Source organism: Blautia sp. AF19-10LB (assembly GCF_003461245.1).
GTDB classification, from domain to species: Bacteria; Bacillota; Clostridia; order Lachnospirales; family Lachnospiraceae; genus Blautia_A; species Blautia_A intestinihominis.
On the sequence record NZ_QTWS01000009.1, the window covers coordinates 1 to 15697 of the forward strand.

A 15697-nucleotide genomic window follows, 5' to 3' on the forward strand; every position below is an offset into this window, starting at 1 on the left:
GGATAAACCGGAATCCCACCGGCTTGACTACACACCCTTAGCTGGGCGCACAACTGGAAATTGTTGTTTTCTATTTACTTAAGTTTCAGTATGCCTATGAAAAATCATCGCACAAATATTTAATATACTCGTCAAAAGAATATGGATTTCCTTCATACAATGGATATTCATCTTCTGGATATGTTTTTGAAAAACAATACACTCCCTTATTTTGGTTTTTTTCATTTGAATACTCATTAATATATCTATTGGCCTCATCTAGCAACCTACTTGATCTGCCGGAAATCTGCTCTGCAAGAGAAATGTAAGCAAACTTAACACCAACACCTTTATCATTTAATTGTTTAACCATACACAGTTCATTTAAAAAAGGATTTTTAGGTTTTTTCTTATCAATAAAAATACCTGTTGCCTTGCTTTCAATAATAGTTATTACATCCTCTGCACGATATATTTCTGGTGCTTCAAAAATTGCTTTGCTATCTTGTTTTAGTATTAACAAATCGCATTCCACTGCATATCCATAAATATACACATTATTTCCAGATACCTTATAAGGTAATTTATAATCCATAATAATTTGTTCAATATATTTTTTGGTGTAACTATTCAGAACCACCCTTATTCAAAGATGAAATCAGGGTGACCTGTGATCGCATTTTTGATTGCTTTGTAAGCATTGTATCCCTGTTTATGTGCCGTGCCTACGTAGGACATGATTTTTAGATAATCTCTGGCACCTTTCTCAGTTCGGAAGCATCCTGATACTTTGGTCTTGACTTTTATCATCCGAAGATCACGTTCTGCCTGGTTGTTATCAAAAGATACTTTGGTCTTGACCTTTATCATCCGAAGATCACGTTCTGCCTGGTTGTTATCAAACGGGACATTGAAGTTATGGATAAAAAGGCAGACTGAAGCCTTGTAATTCGCAAGGCGTTCTACAAGGGCAAGGATTTTTCCTTTTTTCTTCCGGCCACGTTTTTTCTCCGTGGTTTTGGGAAGTGGATTTTCCTTCCGGGCCTGTTCGATAAGTTCATCATACTTTTTATCGAACTTATGATAGTGATAATAGCTCAGAAAGTCCTTACCTTTCTCTACAGAGATGCCCACTTCTGTTCAGAATGATTTTCATCAATCCCCGTTAATTCACGGAGAAGATGGGCACAGCAGACTGCATGCTGAATATCCGGATAATTCCAGTAGGAAGCCCAGCAGTCGTGCATGGCAATCCCTTTGAATTCCGGGAGAACACCGCATTGTTCCATACCTGCATTTCCACGTTTGGGACTGATATCAAGATAGGTGTATTCACAATTTGAGGCATCATGAACCCACCAGAGTTTTTTATCCACTCTGGTTCCTGTTTCATCGAAATGTCCAAGTGCGGAACCGATCATTTTATCCTTGATCTTACCTACTGTTTCACTCAGACTGTCAGCGCATCTTTTTACCATGCTGCTGATCGTTCCTGTTGCAATTGGAATGTTAAATACTCCGGAAAGAATCTCATGGGTGCGTTTGATGCTGACTGCACCTACGATATTTTATTTTCTCTGTTTTGCCGAAAAATCAAGATGTACTTAACGGGGTACTGAATAGTTACGTCAATAGAATTAAAAAATCCCTGACGAAATAACTACATCAATGGTTTGCTCTCACAAGCAATTTTGAGAAACAAATATACTTTAATTGCCTCTATCTGAGCGTCTCGCATCTGCCCTGTTTTTTTTATATATTCAATCAAATTTTTAACAGTACACTGATCCGATTCATACCATTGAGTGCACTTATTTTCTATCATTTTATAAAACATGAATTCACTCCTGCTTCTTTAATAAACAATTCTAAAATACTCCAAATACGCCTTATACCTGTCCTGTACAGTCAAACAAATGTCTGTCAGATAGCCTTTTTCATTGTTCCATTCTTTTAAGCCTTGATAATAGAACAATTTCAGGTTATCTTCAATAATGAACGGAACAATATTGTATTTCAGGCATTCTTTGAACATAATTAATCGTCCTATACGACCATTTCCATTCTGGAAAGGATGAATCCGTTCAAATCTTACATGAAAACCCAGAATATCCTCGAAAGTCTTCTCCTCTTTACTGTTGTATTCTGCCAGCAATGCTTTCATTTTGTCAGCAACCTCTTCTGGTAAAGCAGTTTCCATGCCACCTATTTCATTCGGCAGTCTTTTATAATCGCCTACAGCAAACCATTCTTTTCTGGAATCGCTGGTGCTGTTTTTCAAAATAAGGTGTAGTTCCTTGATAAATTTTTCTGTCAGTGTTGCTTTTGCATGGTCAATGATCAGATCGATGCAGCGAAAATGATTTGCAGTTTCAATTATATCATCTACGTTGAGAACTTCTTTTTCAACACCAATAGTGTTCGTTTCGAATATACAGCGAGTCTGAGTATGGGTCAGACGACTTCCTTCGATGTGGTTAGAATTATATGTCAGATCAATCTGTGTTTTATGGTAAATACCACCAGAGTATTTGCTGACTTTCTGCTCCTGCAGGATATCTAACAAAATGATTGGTTTTTCTTTTTTCTTGTTAGATCGCTCTGGTTTTTCTGCATTTTCGGGGATATTCCAGGTCTTACCAGTAAGAAATGCGCCTGGTACACGTCCATGAGCACAATAGTTTCTTACGCTACGTTCAGAGATATTCCACTTTTTTGCAGTCTCAGCAACTGAAAGATATGACATTACTATCCTCCCATAAAATCAAAATTTTCCTTAATCATATTATATGATACCACATTATCGGCAACAAATCCATGAATATTCAAATTTATTCATTCTATTTTGCCGTTATAGGAAACAACTATTTGCCAGTTATATCTCTGTAATTCGTCATATTTTCTCTTATTATTTGTGTTGATATTATGACAAATTCATAATATAATAATATAAACGAACAATAATAAGAAGGAGGAACATGAACATGGCAAACATCATCGGAAATAATATTAAAATACTTAGAGATAATATGGGATTTAGCCAGTCTACTATTGCCCGTTTCCTCAATGTAGATCAAAGCTTGATTTCAAAAGTCGAAAAAGGCGAAAGAAGTTTATCGACCGATATGTTGGAGAAACTTGCATGTCTGTTCGGTATCTCAATTGATGCTATCGAAAGCAACACTATTGAAACATCAAGCCTTTCATTTGCATTCAGGGCAAGCGATTTGTCTGCTGAAGATCTGGAAGCAATCAGTGCTATTAACCGTATTGCACTTAACTCCGAGTATATGGCAGAATTATTGAAAGGATAACGCTTATGATTGATTATGCAGATTTAATGACAAAAGCCGAACGTTTAAGAAAGCAATTTGGAGAGGACAATAACTCTCCGATCGACATTTTCTCATTAGCACAAGGAATCGAAACATTAACCATTGTCTATTATCCTCTGGGTAATAAGATCAGTGGAATGTGTATCAAAGGGACTGAGGAAAGATGCACCATAGCATTAAATTCATCAATGACATTAGGACGGCAGCGTTTCTCACTTGCTCACGAATTTTACCATTTGTTTTATGATAATAATATGAAATCTGTTTGTGCCAAGTCAATCGGTACAGGCAATGAAACAGAAAAAATGGCCGATGCTTTTGCTGCATATTTTTTAATGCCTCGTGCAGCATTAGCTGACAAAGCAGATAAACTTATTTCAAAGCACGGAGGCAAAATTACCCTTCAGGATATTATCCGCATTGAGCAGTATTTCGGAGTCAGCCATCAGACCGCCGTGTATCAGTTAAATAATTGTGGCTATATAAACCGAGAGGAACTTGATGCTTTGTTAAATATCAGTGTCAGACGACAGGCAGAGGCAATGGGCTATAGTTCTGATTTGTATCGTCCATTACCTGAAGAAAAACAATATCGCACCTATGGTCATTATATTAACCAGGCTGACCAGTTATTAAATCGTGATATTGTTTCATATGGAAAATATGAAGAATTATTGCTCACTGCTTTCAGAGATGATCTCGTATATGGCACCGAGGAAGGTGGTGAATTGATTGACTGAGCCACTTTTCTTTGATACAGATTGCATTTCTGCATTTCTTTGGGTAAATAATGAAAGCATTCTTTCCAAGCTGTTTCCTGGAAGAATTGTTATTCCCAAAGAAGTATATGATGAGTTGTCTCATCCTGGTGTAAATCGTGTTAAAGGATTAAAGGCGCAAGTCGATTTAATGCTCCAGGCAGGGAATGCAACAATCGAGTCCATTATGGTGGGTACTGATACATATGAACTTTACCGAAAGCTTACAAGTCATCCAGACCCCGGACACAAAATCATCGGTCGCGGAGAAGCTGCTTCCATTTCACTTGCAAAAGAGAAACAAGGCATACTTGCCAGCAATAATTTGAGAGATATATCTGCTTATGTTACAGAATATGGTCTTTCTCATCTTACAACAGGCGATATTATGAAAATGGCATTTGATGCAGGGTACATCAACGAAGCACAGGGAAATACTATCTGGGCTAATATGCTTGCCAGAAAAAGGAAACTTGGATATAGATCATTTTCAGATTATCTTGCGAAGCATCAGTCAGAAAAATCATAGCAATGCTAACATAACATATAATAAAGGAGTCGAAATCCCTCTCTATGGAAATCGGCTCCTTCTTCATTGTCTGCCATCATTATACAGCGTATCCACATCCACAAGCTCCTTCGCATCTTCGATCTCAAGATATGCCACATCCTCGGGATGTCTGTTTATGATCTGTTTTCCACCTTTGTCGCCGGTGATCTCCTGTAGTTCCTGGTAATATTTCCGGGAGAAGATGCAGGGGTTTCCGGTTTTGTCGTTAAGGAGGGTGCATGCCATGCCTTTGTGTTCTGATTGAAATTTGTGCACCAGATTGACGATGGTCTCTGTGGTGAGCCAGGGCTGGTCGGATACGATAAAAAGGCAGGCGGCCGATTCTTTTGCAGCGGCTAGGCCGATCTGCATGGATGAGGAAATGCCACGTTCCGGGTGTGAATTGATCAGGACCCGGACTCCTGATTCTTGTGCTTTGGAAGCTATTTCTTCGTACTGGGTGACGACTATGATCTCGCAGTTTCCGAGTTCTGACGCTGCCTTTTGAAGCTTGTGCAATGTACGCAGATACATCGGCACTCCGCCGATTTCGTACAGCAGCTTGTTGGAGCCGAAACGGCGGCTGTTTCCTGCTGCCAGCATGATGAATGTGGGCTTTTCCTGTGCCTGGCTACCTTTATTTTGCGGCTCCTGCAACTTATTCATCCACACTTCTGCTTTTTCTTCTGTCCTATCAATACAATTACAGATACTATTATAATTTTGCTTCTGTAAACTCCCCCAGGCCGCATGAACTCCCTGCTCTTCCAGTTTTCCTGCGATTCTCTCTGCTGCCTCGGCTTTCCCCCGGATGTCTGCTTTATTTAACAGAACACAATACTCGCGTCCATCCACGCATTTCCTTAATGCCTCCGCGGAAACAGCAATCTTCACGATATCATCCTCTGTAACCACTTCTTCCATCCCTTTTCCAAGGAAATCCGCAACTTTCTCCGGTCTGTGGCAGGTCTTCTGGATTGGCTCTCCGAGAGCATCCACACCAACAACTCCGATAACCATCTCCGCAAACTCCGGAATCACTGGTTCCCGCTCTCCCGGTACTTTGAGTGGCAGGCGTTTTGCACCATCTGCTTCAATCAGAAGTACATCTGCAAGTCCTCTCAGTTCCTCTAATTTCTCCTCGGAAAGACAGCCAATCTTCTCCGTCGCGCGGTCAAGACTGGCTGCTACCGTATAGTGATATCTCTGCAGATCCTTCCAAACTCCGTCAATATCTCCGTCCTCCACAAACGGCCGCTCCGGCTCATATGCCATGTGTGTGGTCGTTGTCACGATCACTTTTTTTCCAATAGAAACAAAGCTTTCCATCAGCCGAAAGATCAGGCTGGTCTTGCCGCCGCCGCCAACTACGGCGATCGTGGATATTTTTTCTGCATTGATCGCCAGTGCTTCCAGAAGTGTCTTTTTCATCACGGCAGCACTCCGTTCACCATCAGGACTTCCACGACACTTCCGGCGATGCAGCGGGCTTTGTCCGAGATAGTATTACAGTTTTTCTTCTGCTCTTTACGTGGATCGATGTCTGCGATTTTCATTCCCTTCGGCACTTTGTAGCCATCGCGGATGATTCCTCTGAGAACACCGGTCAGAGATGCATAGACCGGCATCTCATCGACCATCGCTATGATCTGATCTTTTTCTACAATATCTCCGATCCTGGAGCGGTTATGCATGATCCCTGCCGCCGGGGAATGGATCACTCGTTCTTTGCCGTATCCGGCAATGATGCCCGGAACTCCTGTATTTGGCGTTGCCGGCCCTTTGGAGATGATCCTTGCAAGGTCATGCCCTCTCTGCGTTTCTATGACAAAATCTACGTCCTTTCCGGCTTCAAAGCCAGGTCCCAGCGCGACAGTGAGAGGTGCCATGTCCCTCGTTGTTCCAAGATTTCTCTTTGCAAGGATCGCATCGATCAGCGCATCCGGTTTCAACTCTTTCACCGCTTCCCCGCTCTCATCGACAAGGATCGGAAGCTCTCCATTCTCCCAGACTTTCTGGCATTCACTGACCTTCGTGATCAGCCTTCCTGTCACTCCCTCAACGCAGGAAGTTCCATCGTAGACTGCCTCTCCAAAAGAAACTTCTCTTCGGATCGCGCTTGGTCTCTTACATTCCAGTACCAGTACCTGATAGCCGCATCGATATAATCGATGGATCACCCCGCTGGCAAGATCTCCTCCTCCGCGAACGATCAGTTTTGTCTTGTGTTCCATGTTACTTTTATTCCTTTCTGCTGCTTTCTGCATTTTCATGCATGACTTTATCTACCGCATTGACGATATTCTGATATCCGGTGCAGCGGCAGAGATTTCCGGACATTTTTTTGCGGATCTCATCTCTGGTGAGTTCTTTGCCCTGCTCCAGAAGGACAGTCGCAGACATGATAAATCCCGGTGTACAAAAACCGCACTGAACTGCACCTTCTTCAATAAACGCTTCCTGGATTCTTGTGATCTGCCCGTCTTCTTCCAGACCTTCGAGGGTGCGAATGTTTTTGCCCTCTGCCCAGACAGCAAGATAGATGCAGGAATCTATCGTTTCTCCGTCTATGATGACGGTACAGGCACCACATTCGCCTACTTCACAGCCTTTTTTGACGGAAGTAAGACCTAGATGATTACGCAGCATATCCAGAAGCGATTCTCTCGGGTCTACATACTCCGCAACTTCTTCTCCGTTTACAATACACTGTACGAGTACATTCTGTCTCTTCATGCCATTTCACCTCCACTGACACTGTCGGCCGGCACACCGGCAAGTTCCACAGTCCGGATCAGTGCCCTGCGGGCGATCTCTCCGCCGATCTGCAGACGAAAAGCCTTCGAAGCTCTCCAGGAATCTCGCGGATGGATCTCACTTCGGATGCTGTCCTCAAGTTTCCGGTACAGCTCTTCTCCAAGTTTCCGTCCCTTCAGAAGTTCTTCTGTCTCCACGCAACGGTACGGTACCGGTGCAGCTACACCAAATGTGATACGTACATCCTCCAGGATCTTTGTTTCCGGGTTCACTTTGCTGACTACACTGCAGCTCAGCGTTGCGATATCCATGGCATTTCGCATGGAATATTTGATGTAATGTCCATGATACCCTTCATATTCGGTACGCGGGATCACAACATGCATCAGCACTTCTCCCTGCTTAAGAGCCACACGTCCCGGACCAAGATAGAACTCCCTGACCGGAACCACTCTGCTGCCCTCTGCATTTGCAATATGCAGAAGTGAATTATAGGAAAAAACCGTCGGCACACTGTCGGCACTGACTGCACCGTTGCAGATATTTCCACCGATCGTTCCAATATTTCGGATCTGCGGTCCACCAACCTGGTCTACCGCCTCCCCAAGCACAGGAACACACTCCTGAATGATCGGATCTGCTGTGATATGTGAAAACACCGTTCCTGCCCCTATATAAATATCCCCGGAATCTTTTTTCTCAATTCCCTTAAGTTCTTCGATGTCACGGATCGACACCAGCGAAGTGCCTGCCATCCTTCCCTCACGGATCTTGATCAGGACATCACTTCCCCCGGAAATGATCCTTGCGTCCGGATGTTCCGTAAGAAGCTCCACTGCTTCTGAAACGGTTTTTGCATTATAATAATTTTCAATATCATACATGATGTCTTCCCCCTTTCAGATCAGTCCCGCTTTTTGGAAACCATCGATCAGTCTCTGCGGTGTCAGTGGATTTTCGTTAAAAGCAACTCCTGTTGCATGCAGGACGGCATTTCGGATCGCCGGTGCACACGGGATCGCAGGCGGCTCACCCAGTGCCTTATTTCCATATGGTCCGATCGGATCATCAAGTTCGACAAAATCTGCCTTGAGTTCCGGTGTATCGAGCATGGTCATCAGCTTATAGTCCAGGAGATTTCCATTCAGCGGCCGTCCTGTCTTCTCATCGAGAATGAGCTGCTCACTGATACCATAGCCCATACCCATGGATATGCCTCCATGTACCTGCATCTCTGCAAGCTGCGGATTCAATAATTTGCCGCTGTCATGCACATTGATGATATGGAGGACTTTGATCTTTCCAAGCTTCATATCTACTTCGACTTCTGCAAAACAGCAGCCGGTCGCGATCGTATTTTTTTTCACCTGCTCGGAAACTTCTGCTGTCAGTACAGAAGAATTGGTGAGACTGTAATAGCTCTCCTCGGCAAGAGCTGCAAGTGAGATCGCCTGCTCTTTGCCTGCCCAGATCCAGTTGTCCCGAAGTTCAAGTTCCGTGGTGTCGATCTCCGGAAGCAGTGTCTTGGCATAGGCAAGGATCTTGTCACGCAGGATCTCCGCACAATGGCGGACTGCCGTTCCTGTAACGAAAGACTGTCTCGATGCATAAGCTCCCGTATCAAATGGCGAAATATCCGTATCCTGTGTGGACATGATATGTACATGTTCCATATCTGTGTGAAGTGTCTCTGCCACCATCTGCGAGAATACAGTGTCTGCACCCTGGCCGATCTCTGTCGCGCCAAGGGTAAGCTGCACGCTTCCATCCTGATTCAGGGAAAGCCTTGCTCCTGAGATCTCCAGAGAAATCGGCCATACGCCTGTTTTATAAGAAAACAGTGCCATACCGACTCCCCTTCGTACATCTTCGGTCTGGTTTGCATATTCCTTACGTTTCTCATCCCAGTGGATATAATCTGCACCTTTTTTGAGGCATTCAAAAATACCGTTTGAGTTTGCCGCGATCGGTTTCAGATAAACGTCTGCATAGTATCCCTGGATCAGATTTTTTCTTCGGAATTCAAGTGGATCCATATGGATCGCAGCTGCCACATCATCCATGAAGCTTTCTATCGCGAAACATACCTGCGGGATCCCATAACCTCGCATCGCGCCGCCGACCGGGGTGTTGGTATAAACTGTATACGCTTCTCCCCGGATATTTGGACAGGCATACTGTAAACGCCAGGAAGTCAGACCGTTCGCCGCGATCGCGTGTCCATGGGAGGCATAAGCTCCCTGGTTGGAATAGGAATGCATATCCTTGGCAAGCAGTTTACCGTCTTTGTCCACGCCTGCTGCAAGGTCGAATTCGATCGAATGACGGGTCCTGGTGTTGCAGAAAGTTTCTTCTCTGCTGATATCCAGTTTGACTGGTCTGCCGCCAACCTGCGTGGTCAGAAAGGCATTCAGCGGTTCATAGAGAACGTCCTGCTTATTTCCGAAACCTCCGCCGATATACGGCTTGATGACACGTACATTGCCCCACGGGATTCCCAGTGCCTGGCCGATGACACGGCGGACGATATGCGGGATCTGTGTGGAAGTCACTACTACGATCCTGCCCTTTTCCATGTAAGCATAGGAAATTGGATTCTCGATATGACAGTGCTGGACGATCGGGGTCTTATACGTTCCCCGGACAACTGTCTCTGATTCTTCCATACCTTTATCGACATCTCCGATAAAATAATTGGAGCGTGCCAGAACATTGTCCTTCTTGTCGAAATGGATCGGCGGATGGCTTCCCTGCATGGATTTACGTGGATGGATCTCAACCGGATATTCCTCATATTCCACTTTGATCAGTTTCAGTGCCCTGGCTGCCGTGATCTCGTCCTCTGCGACAACTGCCGCAATATCATCACCATAATAACGGACACGTCCCGTAAGAAGATTCCGGTCTGCCACATCCTGGTGCGCCGGTTCTACTGACCATGGATGTCCCGGTGTCGGATAACAGTGCTCCGGCACATCCTTAAAAGTCACAACTTTGACAACCCCTTCCAGCGCTTCTGCTTCACTTGTGTCGATGGATGTCACGATACCATTTCCGATCGATGCATGCAACACTTTGGCGACCAGACATCTCGGCGGTATCAGATCCTCTGTAAATTTGGCTCTTCCGGTTACCTTTTCATATGCGTCTACACGCGGAACGCTTTTTCCTATCATAACCTCTCACCTGCCTGCTTTTATTGTAAACTTTGGAATACCTGCACTTATTTTCTGAAAAATCCTCTGATAAAAAGAGCCGGATCAAGTCCCAAGAAACTTCTCTGTTCCCCTCTGAACTTACGTCCGGCTCCGAACCATGCTATTTTCCACTTCAGGTATTCAGTTCTTTTTGCGTACCCATAGTGTAACATATTTTACTGCATAGTTGCAATCTTTTCTGTTGAATTTTCTGAATTTTTAGTCTATCTTTTATTACTTTCTTTATCTTGCAGGTGTAAAGATACCTCGCAGGTCATGGATCACATGGCGCGGGCATTTGACGGAACACATGCCGCAGCTTAAGCAGGCATCCTCATCGATCACTGCACAGTTATCTGTTACTTTAACAGCACCTGCAGTACAGGTCTTCTCGCAGATCCCGCAGCCGATACAGCTTGCTTCGCACTGTTTCTTCGCCGCTGCACCTTTGCTCTTATTGGAGCATTTGACCACGATATAATTCGCGCATTCATGAATATGAATGATCTCCTGCGGACAGACTTTGGTACATTTTTGGCAGGCAATGCATTTGGATTCGTCGACTTCTGCCACTCCGTATTCATTGAGGGAAATCGCGCCGAATTTACATGCATCGACACAGGCTCCACAGCCGATACAGCCTTCACTGCATCCTGCTTCCCCCTTGACCGCCCTGCATCCACCATTGCAGGAAACAATGGCTGCCTTATATGGAAATTTCTTTTTGACTGCCATATCAACCCTTCCTTTCGTATGGTGTGCTCACAAGCGGGAGACTGTATCTGCGGATTCCGTCATAGCGGAAATATGCATCTGCGATCGCCGGTGCGGTAGGGATCGATGTGATCTCTCCGATACCGATCGCTCCGCAGGCTACTTTGAGTCCCGGTTTATCTACAACGATCGCTTTGATCTTTGGAACTTCATGGGAACGGAATAATCTGAGAGAACCATACTTCTGTATCGGCTTGCAGTTCTCATCGATCGGATACTGCTCCCTCAGGGCGTAACCCATGGACATGACCACACCGCCCTCGATCTGACCTTCGCAGGACAGTGGATTGACCGCTTTGCCGACATCGTGTGCGGCAACGATCTGATCCAGTTTACCGGTTTTTGGATCTACGACACACATCTGGGTCGCATATCCGTATGCAACGTGGGATACCGGGTTCGGCACATTTGCACCAAGAGGATCTGTCTTTGCCAGGTACTCTCCGTAGTATACGATCCCCTTCATATCCTTAAGTTCCTTGCCGGCTCTTCGGTCTTCCATCAGTTTCTCGCAGGCTCTTCGGCAGGCTTCACCGGTAACAAGCGTCTGTCTGGAACCGGAAGTCGTTCCGGAATCCGGTGAGATCCAGGTATTACTTCGCTCATATACGATGTCTTCCTGTCTGATGTCTGTATTTGTCACGATCATCTGTACGAGAACCGTTCCAAGGCCCTGACCGATACAGGAAGCTCCGGAATAAATATGAAGTTTCTCATCATCCTCCACGATCAATTTCACACGTCCTGTATCCGGAATACCAACGCCAACACCGGCATTTTTCATCGCACAGCCGATTCCGACCGGTTTTCCTGCCGCCATCGCTGCGTCATAATCTTCCTTGACCGCCTCCAGAGTCTCCACAAGGCCTGTGGAATCATCTACGATCTGGCCATTCGGAAGGACTTCTCCCGGGCGGATCGCATTGCGGTAGCGGATCTCCCATGGAGTGATGCCGACTTTATCTGCCATCATATTAAGCAGGGTCTCTGTCGCAAAACAGGTCTGCGTTACACCAAATCCACGGAAAGCTCCTGCCGGCGGATTGTTTGTATAGTAAGCAGTTCCCTCGATCTCAAAGTTTTCGTAATGGTACGGACCTGCTGCATGGGTGCAGGCACGTTCCAGGACAGGGCCGCCAAGGGAGGCAAAAGCACCTGTATCCGAAGTGACGCTTGCTTTTACGCCCATGATATTACCATCTTCATCACAGCCCATCGTCATATCCATATAGAACGGATGACGCTTCGGATGGACAAGGAGAGACTCTGCTCTGGTAAATTTGACTTTGACCGGTTTCTTTGTCACATAAGTAAGGAGAGCTGCAAGATGCTGTACTGTCATATCCTCCTTACCGCCAAAACCGCCGCCTACAAGTGCATTCTGCACCTTGACCTTATCCGTTCCAAGGAGCAGAGAACACTCATGCAGGGTCTGGTGTGCTGACTGGTCTGTGGAATAGATAAATACGTCTCCGTCCTCATCATAAAAAGCAACGGCACATTCCGGCTCAAGGAAAGCATGCTCTGTCCATGGCGTCTCGAAATGATGCGAGATCACATATTTGGAATTTCGGATCGCTTCCTCGGCATTTCCCCTGCTGATGTGTTTGTGTGCACAGATATTGTTTTCTTCCTCGTCAAAAACCTTCGGTGCATCCGGCGCTGCTGCTTCCTCAATCGTATGTACATGAGGAAGCGCCTCATACTCTACCTTGATAAGTTTGATCGCTTTTTCTGCGGTTTCACGGTCTTTTGCCGCTACGAGTGCGATCGCATCGCCGAGATAATGTACGAGAGAGCCGACCGGGATCAGAGTGTACTGATCATGCTTCAGATGACCGATCTTGTTCTCGCCTGGGATATCCTCTGCGGTTACAACTGCTTCCACACCCGGAAGTGCTTTTGCTCTGGAAGTATCGATGGAAAGCACTCTCGCACGTGCATATTTACTTCGGAGAGCGACTCCATAAAGCATGCCATCCAGGTAAAAATCATCCGGATATTTACCGTATCCGAGGACTTTCTCCTCTACATCGATCCTTGCCACGCGATTGCCAAGTGTCCAGTTCGGGTCACCATCATCTGGAATTTCGCCTGCTTTTAATATCTTTGCTGCCAGACGGACGGCATCCATGATCTTTACGTATCCTGTGCAGCGGCAGTAGTTATTGCGCAGCGCATATCGGATCTCGTCGTCTGTAGGCTCCATATTTTCATCGAGAAGTGCTTTCGTACACATTACCATTCCAGGAATGCAGAATCCACACTGTACTGCTCCGGCCTTTCCATATGCATAGGTGTATACCTGCTGTTCCCATTCTGTCAGTCCCTCTACGGTTATGATCTCTCTTCCGTCAAGGGAATCTGTATCCGGGACACATGCTTTGCAGGTTTTTCCGTCAATGATCACTGTACAGGCTCCACATGCGCCCTCACTGCATCCGTCCTTTACGGATGTCAGGTGAAGTTCGTCACGGAGGAATCTCAAAAGCTTCTGATTCTTCTCCGGCTGAACACTTTGTCCATTTACTTTAAATATTGCCATAGTGGATTCTCCTTTTCCTGTTTTATGGATATCACATCAACAGGTAAGCATAGTCATTGATTACTGTGCAGATAAGCTGTGACAGTCCTTCTGTGAGGATGCCGGACAGCTGGTCTGCTTTTACGATTTCTTCTTTGTCTCCAATACGTACTTTTACTTCTTTGCTTTCTGTATCCAGTACGGTGAAACCATTGTTTGTGCTGTCTTTCATGTCTTCTTCTGTTGCAAATAAAGTAAATTTGTCTTTATATGGTGTTCCCGCATACTGGCAGAAGGAACGGCAGTTGCCGCATTCGTTACACATATAGTCTACATGAAGGATCTGCAGAAGTTCCATCTCCGGTACTTCGATCAGGACGTTTGCACGGTTCGGACATACGTCTGCACAGTTTCCGCATACACGTTTGTGTGCTGTGAAATCTTTTTTGTTCGGAGCATCTTTCTTCTTAAGGCAGTCAAGAAGCGGGGATTTCTCTTCGTTTCTCTTTCCTGCTGCTTTCTTTGTGTTCTTCTGATAATGAGCATCAGCAAGAGCAGATTCTGCAAGTTTCTTCACTTCTTCTACTTTGACTTTGCCACATTCTCCAACTTCGCACTCATCTGCTTTCTCTGCAATGCGGGTCATCCATTTGTATCCACCCGGTTTGAGAAGAACAGTTGCCACTGTGACCGGCCAAATACCGCAGCCCACGATCTGATCGATATTCTTCTGGTCAGCTCCGCCTGAAAAGGACATTGGAAGCTCGCCGTCAAAAGATTCTGCAAGACGTGCTGCCACTGTGATAGAAAGCGGGAACAGGGCTTTACCGGACATATACATCTCCTCACCCGGAAGTTCCTGGCGTTTGATATCTACCGGGAAGGTATTGGTCAGTTTCACACCGAAGGAAAGGCCTTCCTGTGCTGCTGTTTCTTTGAGGCGTTTCAGCATTGGAACAGCATCCTCATACTGTAAATCATCCTTGAAATGGAAATCTGTAAATGCCATGTAGTCATATCCCAGATCGTCCATTGCTTTACGGACAAATTCATAACCAAGAAGTGTCGGATTACATTTTACGTAAGTATTGATGTGTTTTTCTTTGAGGAGATACATAACAATATTTTCGATCTCCTGCGGAGGACATCCGTGCATGGTAGAAAGTGTGATAGAATTACAGATTTCTGATGGAATTGCCTCAATATCTTCTTTTGTCACATGCTCAAAGAGATCTGCATGATCGAGAAGCCATGTCTTACATTCCTTGAAAACTTCTGTATCGCGGGCATCTTTGAGTCCTTCGATAAAGTCGTCGATCTTCTTATCCTTGATTCCTTCCAGGTTGTAGCCGCAGGACATGTTGAACTGGAATCCGTCCGGGCTTCCAAGTCCGAATTCTTTGGAGATCACATGAAGTGCCATCCAGCCCTTGATATATTCGCCCATTGCCTGTGGAACGTAAAGTTCTGTAGACCATTCGCAGTTGTATGCCTCATCCTCTGCCACGATACATGGTTTCGGAATACATGCGGAAAGTTCCGGTCCATCCATCTTCTGTACTGTCTTTAACTCAAAAAATCTCGCACCTGCATAGTAAGCTGCCACAAGGTTCTGTGCAAGCTGTGTATGCGGACCTGCTGCCGGTCCGACAGGATTTTCAAGTTTTCTTCCAAAAATCTCTACGGTTCTGGCCGGATCAGCCACATATGCTTTCTGGATTCCAAAGACCTGTCCTGTTGCTTTGTGTTCTGCTAATATCCATTCCATTAACTGTCCAAATGGAATACTCTTCATAATATCGCTCATAATTCATTTCTCCCTG

General features: G+C 45.3%; 15 protein-coding genes. 3 read left to right on the forward strand and 12 right to left on the reverse strand.

What is annotated here, in order from left to right:
• Nucleotides 1-94: 94 nt before the first annotated feature.
• The 4 genes from DWX28_RS06900 to DWX28_RS06915 form a co-directional block, all read right to left on the reverse strand.
• A complete protein-coding gene (locus DWX28_RS06900; protein ID WP_147342087.1) occupies nucleotides 95-574 on the reverse strand; it encodes a hypothetical protein in 480 nt (159 codons plus the stop codon).
• Between the two features lie 47 nt (nucleotides 575-621).
• Entirely contained in the window at nucleotides 622-1113 is a 492-nt protein-coding gene (locus DWX28_RS20235; protein ID WP_199611803.1) for an IS66 family transposase, read from the reverse strand.
• Nucleotides 1098-1544 (reverse strand): IS66 family transposase, encoded by a 447-nt coding sequence (locus tag DWX28_RS20240; RefSeq protein WP_118252255.1) that lies wholly within the window; start codon nucleotides 1542-1544, stop codon nucleotides 1098-1100. Before DWX28_RS20240 ends, DWX28_RS20235 begins: the two co-directional genes overlap by 16 nt.
• Before the next feature lie 290 nt (nucleotides 1545-1834).
• On the reverse strand, nucleotides 1835-2725 hold the full coding sequence (locus DWX28_RS06915; protein WP_022213449.1) for a Fic family protein: 891 nt from the start codon (nucleotides 2723-2725) through the stop codon (nucleotides 1835-1837).
• Between the two features lie 238 nt (nucleotides 2726-2963).
• Here DWX28_RS06915 and DWX28_RS06920 point away from each other — a divergent pair, with 238 nt between their 5' ends.
• Genes DWX28_RS06920 through DWX28_RS06930 form a run of 3 tightly spaced genes read left to right on the forward strand, consistent with a single transcriptional unit; the run spans nucleotide 2964 to nucleotide 4601 of the window.
• Nucleotides 2964-3293: a helix-turn-helix domain-containing protein gene (locus tag DWX28_RS06920; RefSeq protein WP_022213450.1), complete on the forward strand. Its 330-nt coding sequence runs from the start codon at nucleotides 2964-2966 to the stop codon at nucleotides 3291-3293.
• A 5-nt stretch (nucleotides 3294-3298) separates the two neighbouring features.
• A complete protein-coding gene (locus tag DWX28_RS06925; protein WP_022213451.1) occupies nucleotides 3299-4054 on the forward strand; it encodes an ImmA/IrrE family metallo-endopeptidase in 756 nt (251 codons plus the stop codon).
• The gene (locus tag DWX28_RS06930; protein ID WP_022213452.1) at nucleotides 4047-4601 is read left to right on the forward strand and encodes a hypothetical protein; all 555 of its coding nucleotides are present in this window, start codon (nucleotides 4047-4049) and stop codon (nucleotides 4599-4601) included. Before DWX28_RS06925 ends, DWX28_RS06930 begins: the two co-directional genes overlap by 8 nt.
• Before the next feature lie 63 nt (nucleotides 4602-4664).
• Here the strand turns inward: DWX28_RS06930 and yqeC are convergent, their stop codons facing one another.
• From yqeC to DWX28_RS06970, 8 genes are all read right to left on the reverse strand, one after another.
• Nucleotides 4665-6053, reverse strand: a complete 1389-nt coding sequence (yqeC, locus tag DWX28_RS06935) for a selenium cofactor biosynthesis protein YqeC (RefSeq protein WP_118252256.1) — start codon at nucleotides 6051-6053, stop codon at nucleotides 4665-4667.
• The gene (yqeB, locus tag DWX28_RS06940; RefSeq protein WP_118252303.1) at nucleotides 6053-6856 is read right to left on the reverse strand and encodes a selenium-dependent molybdenum cofactor biosynthesis protein YqeB; all 804 of its coding nucleotides are present in this window, start codon (nucleotides 6854-6856) and stop codon (nucleotides 6053-6055) included. Before yqeB ends, yqeC begins: the two co-directional genes overlap by 1 nt.
• A gap of 7 nt (nucleotides 6857-6863) precedes the next feature.
• Nucleotides 6864-7358 (reverse strand): xanthine dehydrogenase subunit XdhC, encoded by a 495-nt coding sequence (xdhC, locus tag DWX28_RS06945; RefSeq protein WP_118252257.1) that lies wholly within the window; start codon nucleotides 7356-7358, stop codon nucleotides 6864-6866.
• Complete coding sequence (gene xdhB, locus DWX28_RS06950) at nucleotides 7355-8263, reverse strand: xanthine dehydrogenase subunit XdhB (RefSeq protein WP_118252258.1); 909 nt, start codon at nucleotides 8261-8263, stop codon at nucleotides 7355-7357. Before xdhB ends, xdhC begins: the two co-directional genes overlap by 4 nt.
• Before the next feature lie 15 nt (nucleotides 8264-8278).
• Nucleotides 8279-10555 (reverse strand): xanthine dehydrogenase subunit XdhA, encoded by a 2277-nt coding sequence (xdhA, locus tag DWX28_RS06955; RefSeq protein WP_118252259.1) that lies wholly within the window; start codon nucleotides 10553-10555, stop codon nucleotides 8279-8281.
• A 264-nt stretch (nucleotides 10556-10819) separates the two neighbouring features.
• Entirely contained in the window at nucleotides 10820-11311 is a 492-nt protein-coding gene (locus DWX28_RS06960; protein WP_118252260.1) for a 4Fe-4S binding protein, read from the reverse strand.
• A gap of 1 nt (nucleotide 11312) precedes the next feature.
• Nucleotides 11313-13895 (reverse strand): selenium-dependent xanthine dehydrogenase, encoded by a 2583-nt coding sequence (gene xdh, locus DWX28_RS06965; protein ID WP_118252261.1) that lies wholly within the window; start codon nucleotides 13893-13895, stop codon nucleotides 11313-11315.
• Between the two features lie 31 nt (nucleotides 13896-13926).
• The gene (locus tag DWX28_RS06970) at nucleotides 13927-15681 is read right to left on the reverse strand and encodes a selenate reductase (protein ID WP_118252262.1); all 1755 of its coding nucleotides are present in this window, start codon (nucleotides 15679-15681) and stop codon (nucleotides 13927-13929) included.
• Nucleotides 15682-15697 lie beyond the last annotated feature (16 nt).